13 protein-coding genes are annotated in these 12,024 nt (G+C 50.0%); 9 read left to right on the top strand and 4 right to left on the bottom strand.

From position 1 onward, the window contains the following. Positions 1–2 precede the first annotated feature (2 nt). The 3 genes from MWU63_RS02705 (at position 3) to MWU63_RS02695 (ending at position 2,939) form a co-directional block, all read left to right on the top strand. The gene (locus tag MWU63_RS02705; RefSeq protein ID WP_247076921.1) at positions 3–947 is read left to right on the top strand and encodes an ABC transporter permease; all 945 of its coding nucleotides are present in this window, start codon (positions 3–5) and stop codon (positions 945–947) included. Then, entirely contained in the window at positions 947–2,233 is a 1,287-nt protein-coding gene (locus tag MWU63_RS02700; RefSeq protein ID WP_213887268.1) for an amidohydrolase family protein, read from the top strand. Before MWU63_RS02705 ends, MWU63_RS02700 begins: the two co-directional genes overlap by 1 nt. Before the next feature lie 154 nt (positions 2,234–2,387). Then, the gene (locus tag MWU63_RS02695; RefSeq protein WP_247076919.1) at positions 2,388–2,939 is read left to right on the top strand and encodes a hypothetical protein; all 552 of its coding nucleotides are present in this window, start codon (positions 2,388–2,390) and stop codon (positions 2,937–2,939) included. 70 nt (positions 2,940–3,009) lie between these two features. Here the strand turns inward: MWU63_RS02695 and MWU63_RS02690 are convergent, their stop codons facing one another. Continuing rightward, a complete protein-coding gene (locus MWU63_RS02690) occupies positions 3,010–3,417 on the bottom strand; it encodes a universal stress protein (RefSeq protein WP_213887266.1) in 408 nt (135 codons plus the stop codon). Between the two features lie 253 nt (positions 3,418–3,670). Here MWU63_RS02690 and MWU63_RS02685 point away from each other — a divergent pair, with 253 nt between their 5' ends. Further along, entirely contained in the window at positions 3,671–3,859 is a 189-nt protein-coding gene (locus MWU63_RS02685) for a DUF1127 domain-containing protein (protein WP_213887265.1), read from the top strand. A gap of 214 nt (positions 3,860–4,073) precedes the next feature. Here the strand turns inward: MWU63_RS02685 and MWU63_RS02680 are convergent, their stop codons facing one another. The 3 genes from MWU63_RS02680 to MWU63_RS02670 all read right to left on the bottom strand — a co-directional run bounded on the left by MWU63_RS02680 (position 4,074) and on the right by MWU63_RS02670 (position 7,178). Continuing rightward, positions 4,074–4,952 (bottom strand): hypothetical protein, encoded by an 879-nt coding sequence (locus MWU63_RS02680; RefSeq protein ID WP_247076917.1) that lies wholly within the window; start codon positions 4,950–4,952, stop codon positions 4,074–4,076. Between the two features lie 572 nt (positions 4,953–5,524). Then, positions 5,525–5,803: a hemerythrin domain-containing protein gene (locus tag MWU63_RS02675; RefSeq protein WP_247076915.1), complete on the bottom strand. Its 279-nt coding sequence runs from the start codon at positions 5,801–5,803 to the stop codon at positions 5,525–5,527. Positions 5,804–6,356: 553 nt separating this feature from the next. Beyond that, on the bottom strand, positions 6,357–7,178 hold the full coding sequence (locus MWU63_RS02670) for a class I SAM-dependent methyltransferase (RefSeq protein WP_281496533.1): 822 nt from the start codon (positions 7,176–7,178) through the stop codon (positions 6,357–6,359). Between the two features lie 495 nt (positions 7,179–7,673). On the opposite strand from MWU63_RS02670, the gene MWU63_RS02665 reads away from it, so the two are divergent. The 5 genes from MWU63_RS02665 (at position 7,674) to MWU63_RS02645 (ending at position 11,803) form a co-directional block, all read left to right on the top strand. After that, a complete protein-coding gene (locus tag MWU63_RS02665) occupies positions 7,674–8,873 on the top strand; it encodes a site-specific integrase (protein WP_247076913.1) in 1,200 nt (399 codons plus the stop codon). Between the two features lie 313 nt (positions 8,874–9,186). Then, the gene (locus MWU63_RS02660; RefSeq protein WP_247076911.1) at positions 9,187–9,369 is read left to right on the top strand and encodes a hypothetical protein; all 183 of its coding nucleotides are present in this window, start codon (positions 9,187–9,189) and stop codon (positions 9,367–9,369) included. Continuing rightward, positions 9,369–9,752, top strand: a complete 384-nt coding sequence (locus MWU63_RS02655) for a hypothetical protein (protein ID WP_247076908.1) — start codon at positions 9,369–9,371, stop codon at positions 9,750–9,752. Before MWU63_RS02660 ends, MWU63_RS02655 begins: the two co-directional genes overlap by 1 nt. Continuing rightward, positions 9,749–11,230: a DUF3631 domain-containing protein gene (locus MWU63_RS02650; RefSeq protein ID WP_247076906.1), complete on the top strand. Its 1,482-nt coding sequence runs from the start codon at positions 9,749–9,751 to the stop codon at positions 11,228–11,230. The genes MWU63_RS02655 and MWU63_RS02650 overlap by 4 nt, the downstream gene beginning before the upstream one ends. 36 nt (positions 11,231–11,266) lie before the next feature. Next, complete coding sequence (locus tag MWU63_RS02645) at positions 11,267–11,803, top strand: hypothetical protein (protein WP_247076904.1); 537 nt, start codon at positions 11,267–11,269, stop codon at positions 11,801–11,803. Positions 11,804–12,024 lie beyond the last annotated feature (221 nt).

The following is a 12,024-nucleotide window of genomic DNA, read 5'->3' as shown; positions in this document are numbered from 1 at the left end:
ACATGGAAATCTTAGACATCCTGATTTCTGCAAGCTTCTGGACAGCAGCGATCCGTATCGCAAGCCCCCTGATCTTTGCAACGATGGGAGAGCTTATTTGTGAACGCGCAGGTGTTCTGAACCTAGGCATCGAAGGCATCATGGTTGTCGGCGCATTCGCGGGCTGGATGACGGTTTATTCCGGTTATGGCCTTTGGACCGGTGTGGGCGTCGCCATGCTGTCTGGAATGTTGTTTGGCCTGATGCACGGCATCCTGACCGTGCCATTTGGATTGTCACAGCATGTTGTCGGTTTGGGGATCACCCTGCTCGCAACATCCCTGACCTATTTCAGTTATCGACTGGCGTTACCAGAGGTCACAAGCCCACCAAAGATAGAAGCGTTTCAACCCCTGCCGATCCCCATATTGTCAGAAATTCCGGTCATTGGCCCAGCGCTATTCACCCAAACACCGCTAACCTATCTGGCCTTTGTCTTGGTGTTGGTCCTATCACTGGTGCTTTACCGAACGCCGGTTGGGCTTGCCTTGCGCGCAGCAGGGGAAAACCCGTCTGCGGTTGATGCACAGGGGCTGTCGGTTAGCGGAATTCGTATTGGGGCTGTGATGGTCGGCAGCGGTCTAATGGCCGTTGGCGGGGCGTTTCTGACCATGTCTGCCTTCAATTCCTTCTTCTTTGAAATGGTAAACGGGCGCGGATGGATTTGCATTGCGCTTGTGGTTTTTGGGGCGTGGAAGCCTAGTAAGGCACTACTTGGAGCAATTCTGTTTGCCGCGTTTGATGCGCTGCAGATCAGAATTCAGCAAACGCCACTTGGTGCCAATGTCCCTTATCAAGTGTTTCTGATGATGCCTTACTTGCTTTCGATCCTCGCGCTTGTGGCCATGTCGCGGCGTGCAGAGGTGCCTGCAGCCCTGATGGTGGCGTTTAACAAAGGGGAGCGCTGATGTTCGATATAATCGTAAAAGGTGGCACCCTGCCCGATGGGCGCATCACTGATATCGGTATCAAGGGAAACCGGATTACCGCTATCGAAAGTATAGAAGCGGAAGCAAGACAGGTTATCGACGCCAGCGGAGACCTGGTCAGCCCGCCACTAGTTGACCCGCATTTCCATCTGGACGCAACACAGTCCTACGGCATCCCGCGCATCAATGCTTCGGGTACATTGCTGGAAGGCATCGGCCTTTGGGGTGAACTGAAAGAGATTATGACGCTTGAACAAGTCCGCGACCGGGCGCTTGCCTATTGCGATTGGGCCGCAAGCATGGGGCTGCTGGCGATCCGCAGTCATGTTGATGTCTGCGATGACAGGTTGATTGGCGTTCAGGCGTTGCTAGAGGTTAAAAAGCTGGTTGCAGACTATATTGACCTGCAACTAGTAGCCTTCCCGCAAGACGGCCTGTACCGAAGCCCGACCGCACTGGAAAACACGATCCGGGCGCTTGATATGGGCGTAGATGTGGTTGGCGGCATTCCGCATTTCGAACGTACAATGGCAGACGGGGCCGCATCTGTTCGCGCTCTTTGCGAGATTGCAGCAGAGCGCGGACTTATGGTCGACATGCATTGTGACGAAACGGATGACCCAATGTCGCGCCACATCGAAACACTAGCCTATGAGACTCGACGGTTGGGGCTGCAGGGCCGGGTTGCGGGTTCGCATCTGACGTCAATGCATTCGATGGACAACTATTACGTCTCGAAACTGCTACCTCTGATACAGGAGGCCGAAGTGGCAGCCATACCAAACCCACTGATTAACATCGTTTTACAAGGCCGTCATGACACCTTCCCTAAACGCCGCGGCATGACCCGTGTGAAAGAAATGCTGGCCATGGGCATTACTGTGGGGTTTGGGCAGGATTGCGTGCTTGATCCCTGGTATAGCCTTGGAACGGCAGACATGCTTGATGTCGCCTTCATGGGCCTGCACGTGGGGCAGATGACCAACCCAGATGAAATGCGCAAATGTTTTGACATGGTGACGTTTGAAAGCGCCAAAATCATGGGGCTTGAGGATTTTGGGCTTCGCGTTGGAGCAAAGGCATCGCTTGTGGTGCTCGATGCAGGCAACACGATCGAAGCGCTGCGCTTGCGTCCCGACCGGCTTTGGGTCATTGCGAATGGGAAAGTGATTTCAAGACAGGCGCGCAACGACGCGCAACTTTCTTTGACCAACCGCCCGGATTCCGTGCGACGACGCCATTCCGCGCATCTTCCGCAGACTTAGAGATACCCGAGAAGTTGCGCTACTCAAATTACTTCGCTTAGCGTCTGGTTTTTTCGTATCATGCAATGACCCTCTTCGGTTGTGTTTACTTTGTCTGAATACCGCCTTTGATGTATCATGTTGAGATATTCATTTTTTTCAGGAGTATTCCACCATGTCCCTAATTCAGACTGTTGATGAAATATTTGATGACTTCAGGCAGCTTGAACAACATATCATCGAAGAGCTAAATCCAGAATTTGAGCACAGTTCGGTTCGGCTCCTGAGCGAGTTTGCGCCACAAGAAGAACTGGAAACGATACGCACGAGGGTCTACTGGCTGATCCAAGAAATTCTTGAAAAACTTGAGTCATTGCGTAATTCGCTGGCGCACATTCAGAATGGTGAAAACTCCGAAGGTGTGAAAAGCGAAATTCTGGAGTTGCAATCTCTGCTTGGGCGTCTTGCCAGCGTGATAACCCGGATCGAAAATCTAATAGCGTTGCTGTCCGCGCGAAACGCCCCACAGAATGCTCCGCAAGCGGGGTTTTGGAAAAAGACCAAGAAAGTGTTTTCCATTATCAAACGTTGGCTTCAGGGAATTTCCGGACAGCTTTGGCAATTGCTGAGCAGATTGATGACACCAAAAGAATGGAAACTCGCTGGCGAGTTAGGAACTGGCGTGTTTGGGTTAGCGAAAGCGCAAGTAGAAGTCACGTTCGGTTAGAACACGCCTGACTTTGCGACGCGCAATACATGCGAGCTTTTCTGCAACACACTCAATTCGCGCTTTCGGCTTACCGAATGACGTGAACCCCACATGGTGCGTGGCGAACAACACGTGCAGCGGTAGACCCGAGGAAAAAATCCTGCAAACCCGGCCTGTGCGATGCAATCACAATAAGATCGCAACCATGCCCGTCAGCATACTCCGTAATTGTTGTCCCGGAATGGCCAGTCACAACCTTGATCTCTGCACCAGGTACACTTACGGCTTCGGTTTTCAGACTTACCTCAGCCTCTTTCGCATTTTTCGACAACTGCCCTTCCGGCAAATATTGCGAAACATAGGCAGGGATATCTTCCAGAACATGTAAAACCGTAATTTTCCCACCGTCGGAAACCAGCTTTTGGGCGACTTCCAATGCTTTGGCTGTGTTCGGGCCGTGATCAAGCGCGATCGGAACCAAGATATTCTCATACATAACAGCATCTCCTTACAGAATGGCCTAGTTTGCGATGCTACCTAACGGTCTGCCATGATCTGTATCAACCGTTTTACAGGAAGCGTTATGACCATTTTTACAGGTTTCTGAAGTATTATCGCAAACGAATACCTATGCATACATTGCATTCCGGCAATGCAAAAACAGTGAATTGTGAATCAAATCCAAAAGTCCTAGATGAGCCCTACCAACCGACGCGGTGTCGGCTGAAACAAAAGTAAGGAAGCGCAAAATGTCTATCGCAACAGCAACACGTTCTGTGCCTCTCGGAGCAGTCACGACTTTCCGTCTGGTGAACGTATTTGAAGAAGTAAAAGACACGATCATTTCTTGGAATGATGCACGTCAAACTCGTAATGCTCTGGCTAAACTTTCAGCGTACCAGTTGGCTGATATCGGACTGTCCCCAGCAGTTCGCTAGTAAGACATTCAATACTGGAATTCGAAGAGAGCTGCGCAAATGCGCGGCTCTTTTTGAGTCTGTGACCCCATTTCTGCATTGAAATGAAATCAATCGATTTCATCGAGTGCCTTGATTGCGGCCCGATCAGATATCGGAAACGCGGTTCAGGATTGGTTGCAATAACATTTCAAACTCGCGGGCCCCTGTTTTCGTCGAAAACAAAAATCACCCTTCATTCACTTTTCCTAGCGTGCTTTCGAAAAACCGGGTTGGAAGGCTTAAGCTTTGCGATGCAAGATTCTGCCCACGCTATCCAATGTGACAGAGGTCGCCCTTCCAGATAATAGTCACCAGTCGATAGTTGAATTTTCAACGAGCGAACGAAATCTTCAAGGCGTCTGCTTTCCGAACTATCGTTGTTTTTTGACTGTAACTTCTGCCTCCATCCCTGACTCACTTCACCAAAGAATGGAAACCCACCTCGCCCACTTTGTTCCAGTTTGTACTGCAAGCGCTTTAGTTCGCGTTCTACGCTCCAGCGAAAATTTATGGGTCCCGACGCCATAATCTCGCGAACAATGACCGGAAGAAGGGCTTCGGCTATTACGTGTTTTGATTCCACCCATTTGGGATAGCCTCTTCCATGAATGTGGTTCTCAAATTTAAAGATAAGAAACCCCGTTGGTTTGTTCCGGAATAAGCCGGCAGAAAAAGGATTGGCGAGACGCGTTTCCGAGCAATCCAAAAGTTCTGCTCCTTTGTTGTGAACGCTGACAAAACATTTTTGCATCTTTTCAGTAACTGAGAATTCAAGGGTTTCACCTGAGATGGCGAGCGTGAGTTTCCCAGATGGTTCTGCTCTCTCAACGCATCCTCCTTCAGCCTCGACAGCGTCAAGCAAGGAGCTTGTTACGAGAAGCCTTCGTTCTTCGCTCTCAGTCAAATCTATCGGAATTCCGGTCCGGTGAGTACCTGCCTTGCCATCCAGTAACGCCCCTACCCAGCCTTCCATTTGAGGGTGCAATGACTCAAGCGACTGGCAAAGTTCCATATCTAACCTCGTATTAAAATTTAAAATCCATCTATAAATCATAAGCGATTTACCAAACAATTCTAAGGTGTCCTTTTAGACAGGTTTTGTTTGTAAGATATTGTTTTTGTTTCTTTATTCGGGATAATTTCGGCTGAATAAGACTTCTTTGTGGCAGAGATACGGCGACACCATGCTGGAAACAATGAGCAGCAGAAACGGTGCCATCTGTCAGCACAACACAAGGGTTCACCGATGCTAAGCCGTTTGTTGTTAGTATCCGATTTCAGCGGATCGCTTAGCACCTACTATTCTGAAACCTTAGAAATGTTCTTAAGTCTGACGTCGTCGCCGCACCCCATCTCATCGGTGGTTCGTTGATTCTTCCCGGCAATTGAACACCGGATAAGTCTGGGAATCTGAAGAGCCGTCGCGCTGGTGCCCTGAAAGAGAGCTGCACCAAAGTGCAAAGGCTCAGAATTTTCTGAGAGGTACGGGACGCGAGGGCTGGATGCGAGCGGAGCGAGCAGCGAAGCATCTTACTGTTCGGGATAATCTTTTAGTTGTACGTCAATTCGGCAAATGTGGCTGTCGAGCCAATTGTCTATCGTATTTAGTAACTGTAGGGCTCGGTCCCGTTCAAAACCCAGTTTCTAATAAGCTTCGTTTTCTTCTGTAACAAGCTTTGCAAACGTCTTGTGTTCAGCTCTATTTCGCGGGGCAACCGGGCATTTATGAGCGAGCATGCACTTGTCTTCAAAATCAAAATGCGTCTTCGAGTAAACACTTAGAAACTCGACGTAACCTTCGTATGTTCTCAAGCCGAAACCGTCTTCCAAAGAGCTTCTAAAATCGTCCGAAAAGGCGAATAGTGTTTTATGTTGCTCATCAATTTCTTCATTACCGGTCGAGTAATTTTCTTTCCACTGCATAATCTTAGGTGCTTTCAATAAGTTACAAACTAATTTGAAATTCTAGATTGGTTTCTCTCTGCATTCTAACTAAGCCAACATACGCGGAATGCTTCTAGAAATGATATATCCTTCATTTTCTGGCACTTCACCTGCAGCGTGTATCCGGCTTCAGGCATTGTCTACCCGAGTGGAAATTCGGAGTGCTTTTTCGTCTGTGACGTTCTTTGGAGAGCCAGAACGAGTTCTCATCGAGAAAGAATAGCCATTTATTCAGACTATCACCAACCGCCACTTGATTTATATCAAGTACGAAATGCGCGATCGATGTTAGCAATGCTATGGGGTGCTTAGCCGTGGGGGTTTTTGTTCGCGCGTTCCCTAGTGAGAATCTCTTCGACGTTTTCTAGGCACCCTACTTTTTTCCGATCGGCAACTTAGAGGCTGAAGCGTCTGGCAAAGATCGTCAAATTCCGCATACATCCGACATATAACATGCAATCGATCAACACCTGCTTTGCGGGCTTTTCGGACCTTGGTGAAGCAAGGTTGAATGCCCAGTGTTTTGGCCGTTTCAGGCCTTTGCCATGATCAACGCGGCGGGAACAGGTACTTCAAATCCGACATCCGATTTGTGCATTTCTTCAACCATCTTTTCCATTGTCGAACGAATTGCCTCGATGGTCTTGCTGGGTTGAGCTGCAAGCAACATGGCCATACGAACCGTGGCCTCGGAATAAATTTTGAAAAGCTGATCGGCGGAATCAAGGCTCCAGACGCAGCTAACAGTGCCGTGTTTCACATCTTCGAATCCTGCGTCCTCAAGCATCTCTCGAGCTGTATCTTGTCGAGCAAACTGAAAGAAGTCGGGTTGCGCAGGCGCGCCCTTTGTCGGATCCGCATGAGCCATAAATGCACCAAATACAATCTTGAAGGAAGGCGATGCGCCTGGGCCAACCCAAGCGGTCATCCCGAATGTTCCGCCTGGTTTTAAAACGCGCCTTGCTTCGGCGAGTGCTCTGGGTTGGTCCGGAAGATGCATGATACCGCAATTACAGAGAACGGCATCAAAGCTCTGGTCGTCGAACGGAAGGCTTTGTGCATCACCGTTTTTATAGGTCGCGTTTGGAGCAATTCTCTTTGCGTACGCCAGCATTTCCTCTGAAAAATCGAGCCCCGTCACCTGACAGTTTAGATCACAGAGTTTGGCCGTCATCGCGCCGTGACCACAGCAAAGGTCCAAAACAGTGGACTCAGGCGCGGGAGAAGCGGCTTTCACCAATCCGAGCATAGCTTGATCTGCCGCCATGGCGAACTGCGAGACATAGCTATTTGCAACATCTGGTTTCGTCCACCCGGTCTTTTCTGCAATTCCAAACGCTTCGAATTCACCCATTGCTCAGCTCCTGAAGACTCGCTTTACAATTACGCTTTATTCCGCAGTTTACTTTACTGTATAAACGCTCGTTTGTCAGCAGTTGGCGCTTTGCGTCAGTTTGTACGCAACCTAAAATCTGGAAGAAGAGGCTTAAAATAGTGATGCCCTGCAATTGGGCGAATGACGACTTTGCTAGGTTGGCATTTCTATAGGATGCTACGTTTTAGCAACTTTTCAGGTGGTCCGGTGGAGGCGGATTTCTCTGGTTATCCATTCGATCCTCCGAGAAACTATTGGGGAATAGGGGGGATCTGATTGGTCAACCAAATCGTGCTGTATGTTTTAAACGCTAATTTTGAGATTAATGGTGCACCGAGAGTGCACATGACTTGCGTTCCCACGTATAGCAGTATGTGCCAATAATCCTTTGCTATATAATGATTTATAGCGCATCTTGTTTCTGAACGTATCTGGGTATATCACCTAAAAGGGTGGGTAAAAGGGTGGGTACCAATGCGCCAGTTAAACAAATTATCTCCTGCATTCGTTAAGTCTGCCCCGGCAGGAAAACACCCGGATGGGGGTGGGCTTTACTTCGTTAAAGGTGTTGGCGGCTCAGCCCAATGGATTTATCGCTATTCGATTGGCGGGAAGCGGCACGAAATGGGCTTGGGTGGTTATCCAAGCATAAGTGTGGCCAGCGCTCGCAGGGAGCGCAGTAAGTGGGCGGATGTGCGCGCCGCTGGTAAAGACCCCATACGAGTGAGAGACGCCCAACAAAGGGAAGCGTTACGCGGGCGCCACACCCTAAGCGAAGTCACGGCACAGACTTTCGAGGCAAGAAAAGCCGGGCTGCGCGATGGCGGCAAAGCTGGGCGCTGGCTATCCCCGCTTGAAGTGCATGTTTTGCCTGTTCTTGGCTCCATGCCAATCGATGAAATTAGTCAGCAAGATATTGTTAGGGCGCTTAGGCCGATATGGAACACAAAGCCCGTTACCGCAGATAAGGCAATCAACCGTCTGGGGCTTGTTTTAAAGTATGGGGCGGCGTTGGGCCTGCCAGTGGATCTAAATGCTAAAGAAGCGGCAAAGGCTTTAATGGGTGAGCAAAACCACAAGGCCGAAAATATCCCCGCGTTGGATTGGCGCGAGTTACCTGAGTTCTATTCAAGCCTCAATGAAGGAACCCCCACGCATCTTGCTTTGCGGCTTCTCATTTTAACAGGGCTTCGTTCTAAGCCCGTTCGGTTTTGTCACATCGACCAGATTAACGGAGACACATGGACGGTGCCAGAGGGCTTGATAAAGGGCCGCGAGGGGAAAACACAAGCGTTCAGGGTTCCCTTATCCGGCGAGGCGCTAAGAGTGATTGCGGTGGCAAAAGAGCAGATGCGCAACGGCCTTTTATTTCCCGGCAAGCGAAAAAGTGTAATTTCTGACATGAGCATGTCTACGCTTATGAAGCGCAGAAATATGAAGGCGCGGCCCCACGGCTTTCGTTCTAGCCTTAGAACCTGGATGGCAGAGGCTACAGAAACCCCGTTTGATGTTTCGGAAACGATGCTAGGTCATGCGGTAGGCTCTAAGGTTGTTCGATCGTATAACCGGACAGATTACCTGGAACAGCGCAGGGCTTTGCTGGAGCGCTGGGCTAATCACTGCACTGGCAAAGCAATAGAAACAGATAGAGTGGCGGTGTTTGGGAAAATGTAATCTCTCAAGCCAGATGTTTCTCGTGCGATTACCGCAGAATCCCGCGGATTCCCCCTTGCCGTACATCTGAAAAAAACATTACTTGACAAGCATGATGGCTCTCTGAATGCCAGAGAACCAGATGAAAGTAGAACCCCAAGACGTTTTCGTTTGGAGACTAAGCGTCTTGAGGCTCGATATTGAAACCCCAGACGGGGCAAATTAGGACAACGCCTAATGATGGTAATATACGCACGCCGTTTAAAATTTGCCAAGCGCCAATTTTCATGCCGTGTGAAGTTATCGCCCCGTCGCAGCCAAAAAGGATTTCACAATGGCTGACGACAATACCCCAAAATACATTCGCATAAATGATGCGGTAGCTCGCTATTCGTTATCTCGCTCCACCTTCAACCGTGCCCTGAAAAATGGCGACCTTCCTTCCATAAAAAAAGGCAAGGCAGTTCTGTTGGAGGTTGCGAAAGTTGACGCGTGGATTCTTGGAGTGCCCGTGTAATGGGCACGGGTTTCTCTTATGATCGATATGATCGTTCGGCACGCATGATGCATCACGCGCTAATTCTCAATGACTTTCGCGCGTGGGAAGCAGCAAGTTCAATCTGGGCTCTACGTTTAACCGTTCAGGAACGTACTGCACTGCTGCTGGCGTCGATATGGTCATTAGATCGTGAGGACGCTCAAGACGTTGCAGAGGCTGCTCTTAGTGGCGCAGGAATGCCTCAGGCAGCGTTCATCACCAACATTGACCAAGCGGCATTCTGGGCTGACATGGCGTCCCCCAGCGAGCGAAAGGCGTACTGCCTGGCGTCCTACAACCGAATGCCAGAATGCGACCAGTCTGCCTTCCTTGAACATATTCAAAGGGGGGCAGCAGCATGAATAGCTTTGCTGAAATAGCCACCCGTGACGAGGCGCATCGTCGGGACGTAGGTATGGGGCCTCCACCTTCTTCCTTGTCCCCAGAAGAGGTAAAAATCACCGAGCTGTCGCAACTCTCTGAACTTAGATACGAAAAGTGCCGAGAAGCTGAAGCTAAGGAATTGGGTATTCGCGTTACAGCGCTTGATAAAATGGTGAATGCAAAGCGCCCGAAAGAAACAGAAAGCGATTTGCCAGATCCGTTTGAGAATGTGGAGCCTTGGCCTGATGGAGTAGACGGCGCAGCCCTGCTTTCGGATATTCGGGATGTAATTCAGAGACACTGCGTTTTGCCTGAGCATAGCGATGTTCTCATGGCCACTTGGGTGCTTCACGCATGGACACACGATGCCGCAGATATATCGCCAATTCTTGCATTTGTTTCTCCAGAAAAAAGATGCGGTAAAACGACGGCGCTTTCGACTATTGGTGTTTTAGCCCCAAAGCCGATGCACAACGTTAACATTACGACTTCTGTGCTTTTCCGGGTGATTGAAAAGTACTGCCCGACTGTCCTGATAGATGAAGGTGACACTTATCTCACCGACAATGAAGAATTGCGGGGGATTGTTAACGGAGGACACAACCGTCTAAGCGCATATGTATGGCGCTCTGTTGGGGACGACCATGAGCCTAAGCAGTTCAAGGTTTGGGCACCAAAGTGCATAGCAATGATTGGCAAACTGCCTGATACCCTTGAAGACCGAGCGCTTGTTGTGCCGCTGCGCCGCAAACAAGCAGGCGAGAAGGTGGAACGGTTTCGGGCAGATAAACTTGCCGAGTTTGTTCCGTTGCGCCGCCGCGCTCAGCGTTGGGCTGATGATAACCTGATGCGGCTACGCGGCTTGGACCCCGCAGTGCCGAATGCGTTAAATGATAGGGCGCAGGACAATGCGCGGGCGATATGCGCTATAGCTGATTTAGCGGGCAAGGGTTGGCCTGAATCTGTCAGAAGCGCGTTGGTTGGGCTTGCAAAACAAAACGACGATGAACCGCAAAGCCCTGGGGTGCTACTGCTCCGTGACATTTCTGAGGTAATCGAAGCTCAGAAGAGTTCACGAATTGGCAGTCAGGAATTGTGCGAGGCATTATGCGCTCTTGAAGATGCCCCCTGGGCGGAATGGTGGAGCGGAAAACCAATAACATCGCGCCGTATCACTACCCTATTGAAGCCGTACGGTGTGATACCAAGGCGTGATCGTTTCGGAAGCTGCTACTGGGTAGCGGACTTCGCGGACGCCTTGAATAGATATGTCTCAGACACCCCTTCAGAAACTGCCACAAGTGCAACAAGTGCCACAGGGCAACAAACTGCCACGGAAAAACTCAATGAAAACAATAGCCCGTTGCAGAATGGCACATGTGGCAGTTTTACAGGTCCCCAACCGGGCAAGTGCCACATTCCCACGCAGAGTACCACATATGACGGGGAGTTTTAGGTGTGGGCGCAGTTGATATCTTAGGCAGGTCTAAAAATGACAGAGCAAGCACCAAACAAAACCGAATTGGCAAACGCCAGAAAAAGGAAAGCACCTGAACTAAGTGTTGATGAAGAGGGCAAACTCACCGTTGGTCTTGAAAGTGAGAACCAATTAGAGGAGCTCTTCGGTGTTAAGTCCAAAGAAACTGCAAATGGTCTTATGCTTGGCGCACTCAATGCGCTGGGAAAAAAAGGCGAAATGTACCGAGATTTAATGATTGCAATGACGGTAGAGATGGAGCCACGCGATGCAATCGAGGCGATGCTCATTTCTCAGATGACCGCGACACATATTGCTATGACCATGCTGACAACGCGTACAGTAGACGCCACAAGCCCAGAATTGCGGGAGGGCTATGAACGGTCGATGACACGACTGTCTCGAACCTTTCTGGCTCAGGTGGAAAGCTTCAAGAAATACCGGGCCAAAGCACAACAGACCGTCAGGGTGGAGCGAGTAACGGTAAACGAAGGTGGCCAAGCCATTGTAGGCGCTGTAGCGCATGGGGGGAGGGTTAATGATGAAAAGTGACGCTAACCCCATGCAAAGCGCACACGACGCCCCACGATGCACTGCGCACACCAAACGCACGGGTCTTTTATGCAAATCTCCAGCTGTCCGTGGATGGAACGTTTGTCGGATGCACGGTGCTGGTGGCGGAGCACCTAGAGGTTCTGAGCATCCCAATTTCAGGCATGGAGGGAGGTCGAGGGAATTGGTTGAAATGCGACGTCTTTCGACATTGCTGGCAC

The organism is Pseudohalocynthiibacter sp. F2068 (genome assembly GCF_023015645.1).
GTDB lineage: Bacteria > Pseudomonadota > Alphaproteobacteria > Rhodobacterales > Rhodobacteraceae > Pseudohalocynthiibacter > Pseudohalocynthiibacter aestuariivivens.
Note: the sequence above shows the minus strand (reverse complement) of the source record. Positions and strands in the feature narration are given on the sequence as shown.